16 protein-coding genes and 1 tRNA gene are annotated in these 16,401 nt (G+C 62.2%); 6 read left to right on the top strand and 11 right to left on the bottom strand.

The window, feature by feature from the left end; translation table 11 throughout:
- Positions 1-5: 5 nt before the first annotated feature.
- The 6 genes from DES45_RS09390 to DES45_RS09365 form a co-directional block, all read right to left on the bottom strand.
- A complete protein-coding gene (locus tag DES45_RS09390; RefSeq protein WP_173949622.1) occupies positions 6-1,970 on the bottom strand; it encodes an amidohydrolase in 1,965 nt (654 codons plus the stop codon).
- Positions 1,971-2,098: 128 nt separating this feature from the next.
- Complete coding sequence (locus tag DES45_RS09385) at positions 2,099-2,743, bottom strand: hydrolase (RefSeq protein ID WP_114769727.1); 645 nt, start codon at positions 2,741-2,743, stop codon at positions 2,099-2,101.
- Positions 2,744-2,778: 35 nt separating this feature from the next.
- A complete protein-coding gene (locus DES45_RS09380) occupies positions 2,779-3,183 on the bottom strand; it encodes a response regulator transcription factor (RefSeq protein ID WP_114769976.1) in 405 nt (134 codons plus the stop codon).
- A 126-nt stretch (positions 3,184-3,309) separates the two neighbouring features.
- Complete coding sequence (locus DES45_RS09375) at positions 3,310-3,936, bottom strand: response regulator transcription factor (RefSeq protein ID WP_114769726.1); 627 nt, start codon at positions 3,934-3,936, stop codon at positions 3,310-3,312.
- Complete coding sequence (locus DES45_RS09370) at positions 3,933-5,540, bottom strand: sensor histidine kinase (protein WP_114769725.1); 1,608 nt, start codon at positions 5,538-5,540, stop codon at positions 3,933-3,935. Before DES45_RS09370 ends, DES45_RS09375 begins: the two co-directional genes overlap by 4 nt.
- A gap of 130 nt (positions 5,541-5,670) precedes the next feature.
- Positions 5,671-6,582: a LysR family transcriptional regulator gene (locus DES45_RS09365; protein WP_114769724.1), complete on the bottom strand. Its 912-nt coding sequence runs from the start codon at positions 6,580-6,582 to the stop codon at positions 5,671-5,673.
- Between the two features lie 267 nt (positions 6,583-6,849).
- On the opposite strand from DES45_RS09365, the gene DES45_RS09360 reads away from it, so the two are divergent.
- Together DES45_RS09360 and DES45_RS09355 are read left to right on the top strand one after the other, a co-directional pair.
- Positions 6,850-7,782 carry a ring-cleaving dioxygenase gene (locus DES45_RS09360; RefSeq protein WP_114769723.1) on the top strand — a complete coding sequence of 311 codons (933 nt, stop codon included), beginning with the start codon at positions 6,850-6,852 and terminating at the stop codon, positions 7,780-7,782.
- Between the two features lie 105 nt (positions 7,783-7,887).
- Positions 7,888-8,499 carry an alpha/beta hydrolase gene (locus tag DES45_RS09355; protein ID WP_114769975.1) on the top strand — a complete coding sequence of 204 codons (612 nt, stop codon included), beginning with the start codon at positions 7,888-7,890 and terminating at the stop codon, positions 8,497-8,499.
- 57 nt (positions 8,500-8,556) lie between these two features.
- On the opposite strand, the gene DES45_RS09350 is transcribed toward DES45_RS09355, so the two are convergent.
- From DES45_RS09350 to DES45_RS09340, 3 genes are all read right to left on the bottom strand, one after another.
- Positions 8,557-8,940: a hypothetical protein gene (locus DES45_RS09350; protein WP_114769722.1), complete on the bottom strand. Its 384-nt coding sequence runs from the start codon at positions 8,938-8,940 to the stop codon at positions 8,557-8,559.
- Between the two features lie 109 nt (positions 8,941-9,049).
- Positions 9,050-9,124: transfer RNA gene (locus DES45_RS09345), tRNA-Trp, on the bottom strand.
- A 132-nt stretch (positions 9,125-9,256) separates the two neighbouring features.
- Complete coding sequence (locus tag DES45_RS09340; RefSeq protein WP_147282376.1) at positions 9,257-10,285, bottom strand: carboxylate--amine ligase; 1,029 nt, start codon at positions 10,283-10,285, stop codon at positions 9,257-9,259.
- Between the two features lie 623 nt (positions 10,286-10,908).
- Between DES45_RS09340 and DES45_RS09335 the strand changes: the two genes are divergently transcribed.
- Positions 10,909-12,177, top strand: coding sequence for a GNAT family N-acetyltransferase (locus DES45_RS09335; protein WP_147282375.1), 1,269 nt, complete (start codon positions 10,909-10,911; stop codon positions 12,175-12,177).
- A 42-nt stretch (positions 12,178-12,219) separates the two neighbouring features.
- Here DES45_RS09335 and DES45_RS09330 read toward each other — a convergent pair whose 3' ends face one another.
- Positions 12,220-13,554 (bottom strand): lipopolysaccharide biosynthesis protein, encoded by a 1,335-nt coding sequence (locus DES45_RS09330; RefSeq protein WP_114769719.1) that lies wholly within the window; start codon positions 13,552-13,554, stop codon positions 12,220-12,222.
- A 422-nt stretch (positions 13,555-13,976) separates the two neighbouring features.
- Between DES45_RS09330 and DES45_RS09325 the strand changes: the two genes are divergently transcribed.
- The 3 genes from DES45_RS09325 to DES45_RS09315 all read left to right on the top strand — a co-directional run bounded on the left by DES45_RS09325 (position 13,977) and on the right by DES45_RS09315 (position 15,474).
- A complete protein-coding gene (locus tag DES45_RS09325) occupies positions 13,977-14,201 on the top strand; it encodes a hypothetical protein (protein ID WP_114769718.1) in 225 nt (74 codons plus the stop codon).
- Between the two features lie 141 nt (positions 14,202-14,342).
- On the top strand, positions 14,343-14,852 hold the full coding sequence (locus tag DES45_RS09320) for a DUF2165 family protein (protein ID WP_114769717.1): 510 nt from the start codon (positions 14,343-14,345) through the stop codon (positions 14,850-14,852).
- A 58-nt stretch (positions 14,853-14,910) separates the two neighbouring features.
- Positions 14,911-15,474: a GNAT family N-acetyltransferase gene (locus tag DES45_RS09315; protein ID WP_114769716.1), complete on the top strand. Its 564-nt coding sequence runs from the start codon at positions 14,911-14,913 to the stop codon at positions 15,472-15,474.
- A gap of 81 nt (positions 15,475-15,555) precedes the next feature.
- On the opposite strand, the gene DES45_RS09310 is transcribed toward DES45_RS09315, so the two are convergent.
- Entirely contained in the window at positions 15,556-16,389 is an 834-nt protein-coding gene (locus DES45_RS09310) for an ABC transporter substrate-binding protein (protein ID WP_114769715.1), read from the bottom strand.
- Positions 16,390-16,401 lie beyond the last annotated feature (12 nt).

Below are 16,401 nucleotides of genomic sequence, written 5' to 3'. Positions count from 1 at the left end.
CTCCGTCAGAAGGCCCAGCACGAGCAGCCGAGCACGCCCCAGAACGAACGCGCGTCCGAGGTCGGCAGGTTGGCGCCCCAGGCACCGGCATGGGAATGGCCATGCACGCCGCAGGCGTTGGCGCAGGCACAGGCGGCCGACGCGAACGCATATTTGCGATCGTCGCTCGCCTCTGCCCGCTGCTGATACCCGCCATAGTGGCGCACCGGCGACCAATCGGGCATCGCTGCAGGAAGGGGCGGCGCCAGATTCTTGAACTCTGCATCGCCATGGACGGGGTTCCCGCCCAGGAGGGTGAGCACGGACGTGATATCCTGAATCGCGGGCTCAGCAACGGCGAAATAGTCGTCGGAGAGCACCGCCACATCCGCGAGCTGCCCCTCCTTAATCAGTCCCTTCTTGTCGGTATCGTTGGAGAACCACGTGTTGGCCTCGGTCCACAGCCGTAGGGCCGCTTCGCGGTCCAGGCGGTTCGCCGCCGGGTAAAGGGTCAGTCCTCCGACGGTCTTGCCGGTGACGAGCCAGGACAGCGAGACCCATGGGTTGTAGGAGGCGACACGTGTGGCGTCGGTGCCCGCGCCGACTGGGAGGCCTGCTTCGAGCATGCGGCGGATCGGCGGGGTTCGCTCCGCTGCCCTGTTGCCGTAGCGCCCGACGAAATCCTCGCCCTGGAACGCCATGCGGTGCTGAACCGCGATGCCGCCGCCGAGGGCAGCGATGCGATCGATGTTGCGGTCGTCGATGGTTTCGGCGTGATCGAAGAACCAATTCAGCCCGTCGAAGGGAATGTCCCTGTTCACCTTCTCGAAAACGTCGAGCGCACGGCTGATGGTCTCGTTGTAGGTGGCGTGCAGGCGCCAGGGCCAGCGGTTCTCAGCCAGCAGACGAACGACAGGCTCGAGATCGGTCTCCATCGAGGCCGGCATTTCGGGACGTTCAACCTTGAAGTCTTCGAAGTCCGCAGCGGCATAGACCAGCATCTCGCCCGCGCCGTTGTGCCGATAGAGATCGTCGCCCTGGCCGGGCCGAACCTGCTTCGCCCAGGTATCGAAATCCTTCAGCTCCTCCTTCGGCTTCTGGGTGAACAGGTTGTAGGCCAGTCGCAGCGTGAGCAGTCCCTCCCGATGCAACTCCTCGATGATCGCGTAATCGTCAGGGTAGTTCTGAAAGCCGCCGCCGGCATCGATCACCCCGGTCACACCGAGCCGGTTGACCTCCCGCATGAAGTGTCGCGACGAGTTCTTCTGGTACTCCGGCGGAAGCTTCGGCCCTCTCGCCAATGTGGCGTAGAGGATGGTGGCGTTGGGTTTCGCAATCAGCAGTCCAGTCGGGTTGCCTTGTCCGTCACGCTGGATTTCGCCACCCGGCGGGCTCGGCGTGTCCTTGGTATAGCCTGCTGCACGCAATGCCGCAGCATTCAAGAGGGCCCTATCGTACAGGTGCAGGATGAAGACTGGGGTGTCGGGAGCAACAGCATTGATCTCGTCAAGCGTTGGAAGCCGTTTCTCGGCGAACTGGTGCTCCGTGAAGCCGCCGACCACGCGCACCCATTGCGGGGCAGGGGTGCGGTCCACCTGCTCCTTAAGCATGCGCATGGCGTCGGCGAGGGAGCGGACCCCGTCCCAGCGCAATTCCATGTTGTAGTTGAGGCCACCGCGGATGATGTGCATGTGGCTGTCGATCAGGCCGGGAATAACCCGACGGCCATTGAGGTCGATGCGCTGCGTGTTGGGAGCCGCAAGCGCCATGACCTCTCGCTCGTCGCCCACGGCCATGAACCGGCCGTCTCGGATCGCGGTCGCGGAGGCTTCCGGCTTCTGTCGATCGAGGGTCGTGATCTTGCCGTTGAACAGGATGAGGTCGGCAGAGGTGTTCATAGGCTGCGCCTCCAAGGCATGAGGTAGAGCAAGCCCGGCGGCGAGCGCCCCGAGCCCGCCGACGACGGTGCGGCGGTCATGGGTCTTTGACATGATCGTTGTCTCCGCGTCCTGCTCAAGCGGCTCGGCCGTCATCCACGGATCTGCAGGGGCAGGCGCACCGGCGCCTGCCCCTGAGAATTCTACTCGGCGGCAACGGACGTGTTCGATCCGTGGGCGCCTTAGCTCGCTCCAAACATGGTCTTGGCGTAGATGATCCCAAGGCCGTAGGCGCCGCCGAACTTCTTGGCGATGCCGGTCGTCATGTCATAGGTCTCGGTACGCGCCCAATCGCGCTGAAGCTCCAGCATGTATTGCAGGGACGTCATCGGCCGGACGCCTGCCTGGACCATGCGGTCCATGGCCCGCTCGTGCGCCTCTTCCGAGACGTCTCCACAGGCATCGGCAATGACGTAGACCTCGAAGCCCTGGTCGAGTGCCGAAAGGGTCGGCCCGACGATGCAGACGGAGGTCCAAAGGCCGCAGAACACGAGGCGCTTCTTGCCGATTGCATTGACCTCATTGATGACTGCGCCGTCTTCCCATGTGTTCATCGATGTCCGGTCGAGGAGGGGTTGCCTCGGAAACGCCTCCGTGATTTCGTTGAACATTGGACCTGAGAACGTCTTCTCGGCGACCGTCGTCAAGATGGTCGAGACGCCAAATCCGGCCGCCGCATGGGCGACCAAAGCAGCGTTGTTGCGCAGCAGAACCGCGTCGATCGACTTCGTCGCAAATGCCATCTGGGACTGGAAGTCGATCATGATCAGCGCATGGTCTTGCGGCGAGATGAGCAGCGAACCGGGGGTCGGCCTGGCCTGTGTCATGGGGTGCTTCCTGTTCTTCGTAGAGAGTTTCTGTTTCAATGAGGCCGCGGACCTTGCCGGGCCGGTTCGTCGCGATGCTCGATTGCAGACCGGACGCAGGCGAGCAACTGGTCGGCCTCGAGCGGCTTTTCGAGGTAAAAATCGACCCCTGCCTCCACAGCACGCTCGCGCATGGCCTCGTCCCTGTAAGCGGTCATGAGCACGGTAGGGGGCGGCGTGCCGGACGCGGAGAGCTGAAGGTAGAGGTCGAGGCCGTTCATTCCCGGCATCTGCACATCCGCAATCAGGCAGGTCATCCGTCCTCGCTCCTCCGATTTCAAAAGATCGGCCGCAGAGCAGAATTCCACCGCCTGAAACCCCAACGCTCTCACCAAGTCTCCAGTGGCTTCACGAGCCGACTGGTCGTCGTCCACGATCACGATGAGCAGGTCGTCCGACATTCCGAGAGCTTCCATGGCCCGGCCTATCATGAGACCAGGCCGAGATGCCGGCACAGGACGTCCGACCTCCTCGAGAAGGTGGCAGGGAGCGACGGGGCGGATCAATTGAACTGTGGTGTCGTTCGCCTACGCCCTTGTGGTAGCGCTGCTCAAATGGTCGGCAATCCGCACCAGTTCAGGCAGAGATTTTGCATTCATTTTGCGCATGACCTGAGCGCGATGCACCTTCACGGTCATTTCGCTTAGGCCCAGTTCGCCTGCGATCTGCTTGTTGATCTGGCCGGCGACGACCAAATCCATGATTTCGCGCTCGCGGGATGTCAGGGAGGCGTAGCGCTCCTTCATGCCTGCGAGGATCGCGAGTTCGGTGCGGCGGCGGCGGTCGAGTGCAATTCCCCTATGCACGGCATCGAGCAGGTCCTGGTCACGGAACGGCTTTGTCAAAAACTCGATAGCTCCCGCCTTCATGGCCGCCACGGACATGGGAATGTCGCCATGGCCGGTGATGAACACGGTCGGCAGGTGAAAGCCGGACTCTGCCTGTTCGCGCTGGAACTCGAGCCCACTTGTGTTCGGGAGCCTGACATCGAGAATCAGGCAGCCGGGAAGATCAACTCTGGGCGCCTGGAGAAACGCGTCGGTCGTCCCGAACGCCTGAACGTCATGTCCGACCGACCGGAACAGATCCTCGATGGCCTCACGAACATAAACGTCATCATCGACAATGAAGACGATCGATTGATCTCTGGTCATTGTCGAAGCTCCGTGTCCGATGCTCCCGTCCAATCGCTGCAGGGGAGCGTGAACCTAAATATCGCTCCAGAAGTAACCGTATCTTCTACCCAGAGCTTGCCGCCGTGGCTTTCGACGACCGATCGGCTGAACATCAGTCCCATTCCCATTCCGTCCGGCTTCGTGCTGAAGAACGGCTCAAAGATCCTGTCCTTCAGGGTGTCTGCGATCCCTGGGCCGCTGTCCTCCACCGAGACGAGGATCTCCCGAGAGGCCCGAAGGCGTGTGATGATACGCACGATCCGCGGCCGGCCTGTGACAGCGCTCGTCGCATCGACGGCGTTTGCGACCAAATTCGAGATGACTTGTTGAAGTTGCAGCGGGCTTCCTGTGGCGAGCGGTAGATTCGGGTCGAGATCCGATTCGACCGACACGCGACCGAACCTAGCTTCGTCGGCACTGCGTCTCAAAACGTCCTTGATGAGGCTGTTCATATCGACCGATGTCCGATCCTGTGTTCCCTTTCTGAAAAGCTGCCTGATCCCGTCGACCACATCGCGCGCACGATGACCGTCGCGCACGACACGCTCCAGTGCGGCTTGCGCCTCCACGATTCGCGGAATCTCCTTGTCGAGCCAGCGCAGGCCGGCATTGGCGTTGGTGACCATGCTCGCCAGCGGCTGGCTGATCTCGTGAGCGATGGAGGCAGACAATGCTTCCATGGCTGTCAGTCGGCTCTCCCGCGCAAGACGTTCCGAATGGATCGACCGGGCAAGCCTCGCCTGCAACGTAGCCGTTTCGGAGAGAAGGACCAGCAGAACCATGCTCGCGGAAGCCAGCCCGTAGAGCCTTCCGGCCCACCACCCGACGCTCAGGCGGGCGCCTCCTCCGAGATAGGAAAGGAGCGCAATCTCGATGACGAGCGTGCAGAGGACGATCATCAGCCACAAGTCGAGTGTCGATTGGCGACGGAGCCAGAGAACGACGAGACCGACGAGGTAGAGACCTATTGCTGCAGCCGGAACGTATCGCCAGAGCGGCGCGACATCTCTCGCGTCCACCATGAACGTGGGGAGTTGGTCCGCTTGGATGATCGTCCAGGTAAGTCCGGCAGCAAGTCCGGCTATCAGGAGGACCTGAGCGGCGATCACTGTCCGAATGGATGCACGAGGCCAGAGAGCGAGGTCCTCTTGATCCTTCAGGGCGGCATAAGCAAGGACGAACACGGGAAAGCTCAACCGCCGGACGGCTGCGATCGCGGCCGTGCTCTGCAAGCCGGCATCCAGCCCGAAGGCGGTGAAAATGCCGGGAAAGGTGAGGGCCCAGGGGATGACCAGGAGTCCCGAGAAGAGATAGCCGGCGGACAGCACAAGGACGGCACGGGACTTCTGGATGGCGAACAGGGACAGGAGGAGTGCAGCGGTGAGCACTTCCACGAAGAGAACGGCGGCTGCATAAGCCAGGAGCAGGGGGGCTGTTTCAGCCAACCGTATGCGGGAAAACGGAGCGGTGACCACCAGCGCGATGACGAGGATCGCCAATACCCAGCCCGCCAGTCGCCGCTGGCTGCGGTTGGGCGGGATCGTCGATAGCAAAAGCGGAACGTTACCCTGTTTATCGATCATGGGTGTATCTCGGCCTAGGGGCCTCGGTCGAGGTTAGGGCCGTTTCGGGCTCAGCGAAATACTTCGCCGTCGCGCAGCCGAATGACGGTATGTTCACTCGCTGCAAAGCACTCAGGCGCGGCGAACGATGTTACTCTGCGCCTTCAATGAACTTGCGCTGCTTTCCGATCTCCGTAGCCAAAAAATCGAGAAAGATACGAACGCGCGGTGAATGGCGCAGATCCGGATGGGTAAGAAGCCACAGGTCGGTGGCGAAATCGGGATCAGGCTTGCTGAGCCGGGCGAGGCCGGGGCGTGTGTCGCCGATGAAGCATGGAAGATGCCCGATGCCGAGCCCTTGTTCGATCGCTTCCGCCAGTCCCAGAACGGTGTTGACCTTATAACCGATCCGCTGGGGCACGACATGCTCATGGACGAACTTCACCGCCTTGAGCGTCGCGAGATTGTCACCGAGGGATACCCAGTCACGCTCGTAGAGGCCTTCCAGATTGATTCCTGACGGCTCCGGGAAATCCTCGCCTCGGCCGTAAAGAGCCCAGGCGATCGTGGCAACCCGCCTGCCGACGAGGTTTTCGGGCGGGTGATCGGTGGCACGGATCGCCACGTCGGCATCGCGCCTCGACAGGTTCAACTCCTGGTTCGCCAGGACGATGTCGAGGCGCACGTCGCGACATTGCCTGCGGAATTTCACGAATAGCGGCGTAAGCAGATGGACCAGAAGGGAATCGTTCGTGGTGATGCGCAACTCGCCTGCAGGCGCAATCTCTCGCCCGGCCATCTTCCGGGTGAAGGTCGTGATGTCCTCATCCACGCGCTGCGCGAGAGACACCATCTCCTCGCCGGGAGTCGTGAGGGCATAGCCGCTGCGATGACGCTCGAACAGCTTGGCGCCGAGAGCCTCCTCAATCTGGCCGAGACGGCGGAAGACGGTTGAGTGGTTCACCCCCAGGAGAGCGGCGGCCGCAGGCAGGCTGCGCACTTCGGCGACCACTTTGACGAGGCGGAAATCGTCCCATGCCAAGTTCTTGAAGGGTTCGCCCACGCTGCTCTCCCGGAGATATGTCGCCTGCCCGGCGCAGCTTCGGCGCCGGCAGTTGCGAGGCGACACCGCTTAGCCGATCTGCAGGCGGCAGCGCCATACTTGCTTCGATGTCCGCAAGGCTGATCCTGCCCCTGATGCAATGCAATCGAGCTTTCGACAATTATGAGATTGCATCAGTGCAATCAAAATGACGTGGCGCCAATGACGAACCGGCTTATCTCTTGGACAGCACCGGGGCGCTGGCTGCCCCTTCAAAGGACGACGACAATGCGTCAGAACGGCATTCACCACATCACCGCCATTGCCGGCCCCGCGCGCCGCAACCTCGACTTCTACACCCAGACCCTTGGGCTGCGCCTGGTGAAGAAGACCGTCAACTTCGACGACCCGAGCACTTACCACTTCTACTATGGCGACGAGGCCGGCCAGCCCGGCACGATCCTGACCTTCTTCCCTTGGGAGCATGCAGCTCCTGGCCGGCTCGGCGTGGGCGAGACGCAGGAAACGGTCTTCCGGGTGCCGGAGGGCTCGCTCGGCTACTGGATGCATCGCCTTGTCGAGAAGGGCGTGCCGCACGAGGTGCCCGCAAAGCGCTTCGGCGAGACCGTGCTTGCCTTCAAGGATCCCGACGGCATGCGTCTGGCGATCGTCGCCGTACCTGCCATCGGGAACGAGCCCGCGTGGAGCGACGGTGAAATTCCGGCCGAGCATGCAATCCGTGGCTTTCACAGCGCCAGTCTTCTCCTGGCCAGGGCCGCTCCGACGGGAGCGATCCTGACCGATGTCTTCGGCTTCACCGAGGTGGCGCGTGAGGGATCGGTCGTACGCTACAAGGCGGGCGACACGGCGCTCGGCGGCATCGTCGATCTGCGTGAAGCAGGCGATTTCCTGCACGGCCGCCCCGGGGCAGGAACGGTCCACCATATTGCCTTCCGGGCCGCGAGCGATGCGGTCCAGGCGGAGATGGTCGACAAGCTGCTGCGCAACCACGGCATCCGGACGACGGAGCAGAAGGACCGCGACTACTTCCGGGCGGTTTACTTCCGCGAGCCTGGAGGTCTGCTGTTCGAGATCGCTACCGACGACCCTGGCTTCGAGGTCGATGAGCCCTCCACTTCGCTGGGCCAATCCTTGAAGCTTCCGCGCTTTCTGGAGCCGAGCCGGGGCGAGATTGAAGCCGTACTGCCGAAGGTCGCCTGACCTGTCGACATGCGCCCCGTCGCCTGATTTAGGCAGGCGGCGGGGCCTTTCATCTTGGTTCGAATTGTGGGCTGCACTGCCCGTCCTGAGGTTTCGATGAACGCCATGACCGAACTCTCATTCATCCACCGCTTCAAGCCAGCTACGGAGTCGGGGCGTCCACCGCTCCTGCTGCTGCACGGAACGGGCGGCAATGAAGATGATCTGCTCCCTCTCAGCAACATGATTGCGCCGGGCTCCGCGCTGCTCTCGCCGCGAGGCAAGGTGCTTGAGGGCGGCATGCCGCGCTTCTTCCGCCGTTTGCAGGAGGGCGTCTTCGACGAGGAAGACGTGCGCCGGCGCGCCCAGGAACTCGCCGACTTTATTGCACAGGCCCGAGAGGCCTATGGCCTGTCTGCTCCGGTCGCGGTCGGCTTCTCCAACGGTGCTAACATTGCCGCCGCCGTGCTTCAGCTCCGTCCCGACGCTCTCGCGGGAGCGGTTCTGCTCCGGGCCATGGTGCCGCTCCAGGACCCGCCGGCCGTCGATCTGGCCGGAAAGCCGGTCTTGATTGTGTCTGGCGCCTCGGACCCGATCGTGCCGGCGGAGAACGCCAAGCGGCTCGCATCGCTGCTGACCGGGGCAGGAGCCGTGGTCAGGCACCAGATGCTCCCGACAGGTCACGGCTTGTCGCAAGCCGACCTGACCGTCACCAGGGCATGGATCGACCAGCTCTGATCAGCGCGGCGGGCGGCTCGCCCCATCCGCCGCGCGCGTCGCTTGGAACCGAACCGGTCACGCTTTGGTGGACGGCGACGTGAAGGTCATGATGAGCATTCGGCCCGCGACCGCGCCTCCTAGCGCTGGCGTGAGGTTGACCGGGGTGCAGGCATCGAGCGAGGCGAGGATCCGGTCCATGATGATCCTTTGCTCCTCGTCGGTCCCATTGAAGGTCGAGTAGGTGATCATCGGCTTGCCAAGAACTTCGCCGCTGCGCTTTAAGCTGAAGCGGATCGTAACCTGGAAATTCTGCGTATCCGGCGGCGGGGTCCAGCAGGACCAAAGCGCAGTGCCCATCTCCTGAAGCGTATTGACGGGCGGCCCGACCGGCGCCTGTTGTGCAACGGCTGCGGTCGATGCCAGCAAAACGGCCGTAAGGCCGAAAGCGAGCTGTTTCATTGTTCTCCCCCCGCGGGGAAATTAGCAGCAGCGCTTCAAGAGTCCAGTCCAGGCCAACCGGCCGTGGGTCAACCGCCAGACAGCGGCTTCCAGGACCGGATTCCGGAATTGGCAGGGGAGGCAAGACTTGAACTTGCACCATCCGGCGTTGGATACCGGTGCTCTGGCCTTGAGCTACCCCCCTATCGGCGCAGATGGCGTCACGGCTCGTTCACCAGCGCCCGCAATGCGAGCTGCCGTTCACGGCGCCAGTTGCCGATCTGCTCCTCGACGACCTCCATTCACCTCGTTGATAGACCACCCCGATCGCCCACGCTTACGAGATCCGTTGGTACGACGGGAGCTGATTCAATGGCCACAAGCCTCCGGCAGCACGACCCAGGCGCCGGAAGCCACGGCCCGCGAAATCGGATGCAGCCGAAAGCGCTGGAAACGGGTCGTCCCAGCGCCAGAAGGCATTGTGAATGCGATGTCTTGGCGGATAGGCGCAATCCGTCCCCAGCATACGGGCCGCGAGGGCGTCCGTAAATTCGTCCCGCCACACATGGGTCGGGTCGAGCCGCAGGGGCGGTCGTGGAAGTCCGGCCAAATCGCAATAGGCGACGTGGCAGAGATTGATGCCGCAGAGAGCGGAGATCTCGATCTGACCGTTGGTTCGTCCGACCGTAGGCTCCACCATCAGGAACCGGCCATCACGCTGGTCGCGCTTGAACTCCATGCTGCAGAAGCCGTGCGTGAAACCGACATGGCGGAAGTAGCGGACCGTCAGATCCTCCAGCTCCTCCGCTGCTTCCGGTGCGGCCCAGCAGCTAGCCGTGACGCCGATCTGAGGGGGCCATGAGCGGCCCTTGCGCCCGGTGAAGACCACGGGCTTTGAGCGCGTCATGTAGCAGAGCGAGAAATAGATCGAGTCATTCGTGCCCTCGATCCACTCCTGAACAAGGACTTCGCCGGTGACGTCCAGGATACGCGCGCAAAGCGCCTGCGCCTCGGCGTGGCTCTCGACCCGATAGGCCTTCTTGAACGTTCTTTCGTAGATCTTGGAGTGCCCGTTCTGCTTGACGCACAGTGGAAGACGCAACTGGCTGATCCCGCTCAGGTCGCCGTGGCTGCGCACGAGAAGCGTCGACGGAACGGGAAACCGACCCTCCTGAGCCACCTGAAAGAACCGGTCTTTATGGCCAAGCTCTACCAGCTTCTCATGGGGCGGAAAGTCCTGAAACTTGAAGTGAGGCGCCAAACGTTCCCGGTACTTCGAGATGGCGAGCAGAGGCGCATCCTGCGCGCAGATCAGCACAGGCCCAAAGGCCAGTTCCTGCCGGAGCCGCAACAACTCGTCGACCAAGGTTTCATTGTACTCTGGAACGAGATGGGGGCGAACGTATCGCGATCTCGTCGCCAGATCACGATCATTGCTCACCAGGATGGGCCGAATTCCAGCCTTCGCAAGGCTCCTGACGACGCTCAGTCCGTTGACCAACCCGCCCAGAACGATGGCTTCGGGCCGCCCAGTTTGTACTGCTCCTGTCCCGGCGTGACGTGCAACTCGCATCCTGGCAGTCCTGCTTTGTCTCGGTGCGTTCTCGTCGACGCTGTCAAGCCGGATTCAGCTCACGAGCGACGGTCAGGCAGAGATTAGATCCACCGCTTCTGGGCGAGAAAGTGGTCTTTGCGGATAATAGCAGGATTTTGTCTGGCCACATGAGGTAGCCATTCTTATCGATGGTTCTTATGTCGTGGAACACGCCTGGAAACCTCGGTCGGTCGGCGTTTTCTGCGTATATTCGGTATTACGATGAGCAGTTCTCAAGAGAGTAACTTGAACAGCTCTGCTCATAATGTAATCTTATCTTGTCGCTGGCGTATAAGCTCAAAACAGACCTGCAGGAATGTTAGCGGCCTATCGGCCGATTGCCTCGCAGATTAGGGCGTGAGTAGCGACTTCAACCAGAGGGAGTGCGCTCAATCTTGCAGGGAGCCAATGTAGACGCCGCAGATGTTCTCGAACATTTTCGAGAACATGCTCACCCTCCGCCGTATCGCGACCTTGAGTTGCGAGCGGTTACCGTTCAGGACTTCGAGGGGCTGCTGCCCCACATTGCCGCGTGGAACGATCTTGCCGTGCGCGTTCCTCAGGCTGTTGCCGGTGCCTTGCCTGCCTGGGTGAGTGCCTTCATGTGCCACCGGCTTCGGCCTGGGGACCGATGGCTCTGCACCTTCGCCTATAGGGGCGATCGGCTTGTGGGTGTCCTCCCCCTGGTCTGGCGATCGAACGGAATTTTCAGCCAGAGTTTGCCCGTCCTGGAGACGCCTTTCGATCAGCATACACCATCCGGCGACATCCTGCTGGAACCCGACATCGGCGCTGCAGCGCTGGATACGCTTCTCATGGATGTCGATCGCTGCATACCGAATCATATCGGAATCGACTTCAAGGCGATTCGTCGAAGTTCGGCTCTGTGGCGTGCAGCCGGGAAGAACTCGAGCGGCTACTTGGTGCGTACCGGGCTGAGCACGATGTATTCCTACCTCGATGCTCGCGGCAGCTTCGACGGGTACATGGCCGAGCTCGGCAGTATCCGCAAGAACGTCAGGCGCTATCGCAGGAAGCTGGATCAGCGCGGCACGGCTTCCTTCGAAGTGAGGCGAGGGGACATCGGCAATGACGGCTTGTTGGCCGAATATATGGCCCTCGAGGCGGCCGGTTGGAAGGGTCGTTCGGGCTCCGCAATGGTGCACGATCAAAAGACGGTCGAGTTCTACTCCGAGCTTATCGGCGGGCTCTCCCGTCACAACCAATGGGAATGGCATACGATCCGCGTGGACGGACGCCTCGTCGCGGCTCAGATGGGCGTCGTCTGCGGGCGGACCCTGATCCTGCCCAAATATACCTTCGACGAGGATTTCGCCGAATGCAGACTCGGCAGTCTTCTAACGGAGGAGGTCTATAGGGATGCCTTCTCGCGGCCGGGCATCGACGAGATCAATCACATGAGCCTGTCGGGTCCTGACCAGCACTGGAGAATGTCTCAGGACGAATACGCGGACCTTCATCTCGTACGGCGCGAGGCTCTTCCCATCCTCATTCGGACGCCTGGCATCGTCGCAAAGGCGGTCTACCAGGATGTGATCCGCCCGCGAATTCCGGCGGCGCTGAAGGAGCTTTACCGCAGCTTCCGGCGTCGTGGTGACCGCAAGCCGCGCCGGGCCGCTGCGAACCTGCAAGGGCAATCCTGACGAACAACGCGCTTGGCCAAGGATCGGCGACGTTCCGCCTGATCAAACGGCCTGTCGAAGTTGAGCGAGGTCGTCCCGGGAGCGGACGTCGCAGCTCGCCGCGCACCAGATGATCTGCGTTCCGTTGACCACGGCGCCGACGATCGACAGCAGAGCGATCGCGAGGACGTCGTTCCCGAAGTAGATTGCGCCTGCCGCCAACGCTCCGGCGCGCAACGCGAGCACCGCGATCTGGTACACCAGAAAATGTCCTTGCAGGCCGAGGACAGGAATGGCGTGGAAGGACGGCGCCGCAATGAAAGCGAAATAGAACCAGAGACACAGCCACCGTGCATATTCACCGGCCGGCTCCCATCCGGCGCCGAAAACGAGGCTGAACAGCCACGGCCCGAAGGCGACGATGATCCCGAAAGGCACCAGACCGGCTGCCGCGAGCGCCGCCGTTCCCTTCAGCAGAAGCGGCCTCAGCCGTTCCGAACCATGAGTGGCTTCGACGAAGCGCGTCAGGAATATCGGGCCGATCGCGCCGGAGATGACGGTGATCGGGAGCACGACGACCCGGCGCGCCAGGAGGTAGAACCCCGCCGGAACGGGTCCTAGAGCCGCGGCAAGGATGAGCGGTGGGATGCTGTTCGAAATCATGTTGAGCCAGTCGTTTGGCGCCTTGAACAGCGGAAAGTCACGGAAGCGGCGAGCGACGTCCCTCAGTGCAGGCGAAGGGGTCGTGCGCTTCGTTGACTGATCCGGAGCGGCGCAGCCCATCAGCGTGTGCCGCGCACTCGCCCAAAGCAGCGACACCTGGAGCGCGGATGCGAAAACCGATGTGGCAAGGAGCGCAGGCACCGTTGCCGCCATGGTTCCGATCCCGACCTTGGCCAAGCCGTTTGCCGCGGCTTCGATCACGGCTGCCCGCGAAATGACCCCGAACTTCTTCATCCGATAGAGCCAATGGTGGAGCGGCTCGGCGACGGCAGACAGCATCACCATGACAGGTGCGATCAGAAGCAGGTGCGGATCGGCGGTGAAGCCGATCGCTTCCGCGATCTCGGCGCCGAAAGCTGCAACGACGATGAACGAGAGGATGGCCATGATCAGGCCGATCAGCGCAGCGAGCTTGAAAAGTGTCCTGGCTTCGTCGTCCGATTCCGGCAGCACGATCGCGGCGCCGTAGGACAGGTTGGCAAGCGGCGTGACAAGAGCCAGGGCGGCCGTGAACACCCCGAAGACCCCGAAGATCTCCGGCCCATACAGCCGAGTGATGAGGGGCGACACGGCAATCGTAATGGCCTGGGCAGCAGCGGTTCCGCCCACAACGACGGCGACCCGGCGGAGAAAAGGATGCGACCTCAGGTGGCGTATCAGGTCCGGTGCCGTCAAGAATGTCTCTCCGCCAGCAAGGCGTCAGGTTGATAGATGCGCTTGCTCTGTTCCGTTCCAAACATGTCGAGCATGCTTCTTGTTGGCCTTATGGCGCCGCAAAATTTGAACACCTTTCCACTCCGCTCGTCGGGGGCGGTAGAGGTCAGAGCCCGTCAGGATTTATAACTGTCCGGCAGGAGGATCGTGTCATCTTAAAAGGGGCTACTCCTCATTGTGATCACTCGGTCCCGGCCCCGGCGCTGATCTGTCTCGCCGCTAAAGTTCCAATGTTATTACATACGAAGTGCCGCCTTCATCGCTAATCACAACGTTGTGCGCCGCCGCACCCCACGGGTTGCCCGCGTGCAACCGCTCGTCTCCAGCCGGGTTGGCTTGGTAGAACGCATCGGACCGATGCATGAACGCACAGGAATTTCCTCATGCTGACCGCTGGCGGATCGCACGATGGGCTGCGGATCCCGAACACGCTCACTCTCACGCCCAACCATGCTGCTGCCGTCATCGGTCAGATCCTAAAGAGGATCTATACGGTGGAGCTTCAGAACGAGCCCGATTACCCGGCGCACCTGAAGCCGTTGATCGACCGGCTTCAGAGCCTGGACCCCCGTCCGGCTGGCCATAACGGCTGTGCTGATGTCTCGTGACGGCAAAGTCGAGCCATGAGCGGATAATCTCCGACTCGCCAGTGATTGCAGAACCGGCTATCTCATCCTGAACGTGAGCGCCGGAGAGATCCTCCGTCTTTAAGGCAGTCTCGCAAGACACCTTTCAGGGCCGGGGGCAGAATGGTCATCGTCAGGGCGTCCAAGACGGCTATGGTGGCGGCCATCGCGCTATGGGCAAGCCTCGTCGCATTCGGCAACATCACCGACTACGGCACCAACCTGGCGTTTGTGCAGCACGTGCTGACCATGGACACCGTGTTTCCCGACACGACGATTCGCTATCGCGCCGTTGCCAGTCCTGCCCTGCACCATGCCGCCTACATCCTGATCATCGCAGCCGAGAGCCTCACCGCCATTCTTTGCTGGATCGGCGCCGCCCGGATGCTTCGGGGCCACAGGCTCTCCGCTGCTGCCTTCAACGGTTCGAAGGGCTATGCGGTCGCTGGCCTAACGCTCGGCTTTCTTGTCTGGCAGGTCGGGTTCATGGCGATTGGCGGCGAGTGGTTTGGGATGTGGATGTCTCAGCAATGGAACGGCGTCCCGTCCGCTTTCCGATTCGTCATAACGATCGTCGCAGTTCTGATCTATCTGGTCCTGCCGGATGTGGACGAAAGGGGACGCAGACCGTGAGGATCATCCAAGCCTGCAGCCACAGGAACTATCCGGCAGTTGTTTGGAACGGCGCGTCATGAACGTCACGATTCGTCCGGCACGACCCGCGGACGGGCCGGCCATTGCAGCACTGCATTTCCGGATGTGGCGCGAGACCTATCGGGATCTTGCTCCGGAGGACGCTCATCGGGTTCTGACCGAGCCGGTCAGGGCATCCCGCTGGCAGGCTATGCTGGCAGGGGACGGTCTCGGACATACGATTCTCGTGGCGGAAGGCGAAGGGCGCCTAGCGGGCTTCGGAGCCGCAGGACCGTCCTCGCACGACGCGTTCGAAGGACGAGCGGAAGTGAAGTTCCTCTACGTGGATCGCGCTTTCAAGCGGCGGGGCATAGGTCGCATCCTGCTCGGCGCGCTTGCGAGCGACATGATGGGCTTCGGCTACCACGGCATAGCCCTCGGTGTCGTGGCAGGCAACGATCCGGCGATCGCCTTCTACGAGTCCATGGGCGGCCGCAGGGTCGGGGCTTATACCGATCCCGGTCCTGTCTGGCGGTCTGAGAACTTCGTTTATGCCTGGGACGATCTGGAGGCGCTCGTCGCGAGGAGCCCGACAATCAACCGGGTGCCGAAGGAAGCGTGAGCGAAATGTGAATGTGCGGCGGGCCCACGAGATCCCCCATGGGCCCGCCGCCGAAGTGTGATCGGCAGGACTGACCCGTCGTCAGTCCTGACCCTGGTTGATCCCGATCGGCGAGAGCTTGTTCGCCTGCAGGCCGTACTTCTTCAGGATTTCGTCGTAGGTGCCCTTCTGCTGCAGTCGCTCGAGGCCCTCCTTCACGGCGTCCCGGAGCTGCGTCTCGGTCTTCAGGACCGGAATGCCCGAGAGCGACGTCGTGAAGGCCTCGCCGATCAGCACATAGGTGTTGGGCTCCTGCTGCTGGAAATAGGGCAGGGTCTCGTTGCCCTGGACCGCCGCATCAAGGCGCTGGGTCTTCAGCTGAGTACGTGCATCGGCCGAGCCTTCGGTGCCGATCGCTTCGATCGCGGGCTTGCCCTTGGCGACGCAGTTCGCCTGGCTCCACTCGGCGATCTGGCGGGGCCAGTTGGTCGAACGGCTCGCGCCGACCTTCTTGCCGCAGAGATCCTCGGGCGTCTTGATCGTCGCCGCCATGGCCGGCGAGGTATAGAACTGGGCGCCTGACTTCATGTAGTCGACGAAGTCGACTATCTCGCGCCGGGCCGGGAGGTCGCTCATGCCGGCGAGCGCCAGATCCACGCGTGCGGTCTGGAGCGAGGGGATCATCTGAGCGAAGGCGATCTCCTGCCATTCAATGCCGACGCCGAGCTCCTTCGCGAGGGCCTCGCCGAGATCGATATCGAAGCCCGTGAGCTTGTTCGTGGCCGGGTCCTTGAACGTGATCGGGGCGTAGTTCGGCATCGTCGCCACGACGATCTTGCCCGCCTTCTTGATCCTGTCCGGAAGTTCCGCAGCGTTCGACGCCGTGGCGAAGCTAAGGGCGAGGGCGCTCGCCAGCAATCCTGCAATCAATTTCATGTTCGTCGGTCC

It is taken from the genome of Microvirga subterranea (assembly GCF_003350535.1).
In the GTDB taxonomy this organism is placed as follows: Bacteria; Pseudomonadota; Alphaproteobacteria; order Rhizobiales; family Beijerinckiaceae; genus Microvirga; species Microvirga subterranea.
This window is presented reverse-complemented; position numbering and strand designations above follow the sequence as displayed.

Bases quoted from the DNA above. Each gene is read 5' to 3' on its own strand.
- DES45_RS09390 (WP_173949622.1), bottom strand. From the start codon at position 1,970: ATGTCAAAGACCCATGACCGCCGCACCGTCGTCGGCGGGCTCGGGGCG.
- DES45_RS09385 (WP_114769727.1), bottom strand. From the start codon at position 2,743: ATGACACAGGCCAGGCCGACCCCCGGTTCGCTGCTCATCTCGCCGCAA.
- DES45_RS09380 (WP_114769976.1), bottom strand. From the start codon at position 3,183: ATGTCGGACGACCTGCTCATCGTGATCGTGGACGACGACCAGTCGGCT.
- DES45_RS09375 (WP_114769726.1), bottom strand. From the start codon at position 3,936: ATGACCAGAGATCAATCGATCGTCTTCATTGTCGATGATGACGTTTAT.
- DES45_RS09370 (WP_114769725.1), bottom strand. From the start codon at position 5,540: ATGATCGATAAACAGGGTAACGTTCCGCTTTTGCTATCGACGATCCCG.
- DES45_RS09360 (WP_114769723.1), top strand. From the start codon at position 6,850: ATGCGTCAGAACGGCATTCACCACATCACCGCCATTGCCGGCCCCGCG.
- DES45_RS09355 (WP_114769975.1), top strand. From the start codon at position 7,888: ATGACCGAACTCTCATTCATCCACCGCTTCAAGCCAGCTACGGAGTCG.
- DES45_RS09350 (WP_114769722.1), bottom strand. From the start codon at position 8,940: ATGAAACAGCTCGCTTTCGGCCTTACGGCCGTTTTGCTGGCATCGACC.
- DES45_RS09325 (WP_114769718.1), top strand. From the start codon at position 13,977: ATGCTGACCGCTGGCGGATCGCACGATGGGCTGCGGATCCCGAACACG.
- DES45_RS09320 (WP_114769717.1), top strand. From the start codon at position 14,343: ATGGTCATCGTCAGGGCGTCCAAGACGGCTATGGTGGCGGCCATCGCG.
- DES45_RS09315 (WP_114769716.1), top strand. From the start codon at position 14,911: ATGAACGTCACGATTCGTCCGGCACGACCCGCGGACGGGCCGGCCATT.
- DES45_RS09310 (WP_114769715.1), bottom strand. From the start codon at position 16,389: ATGAAATTGATTGCAGGATTGCTGGCGAGCGCCCTCGCCCTTAGCTTC.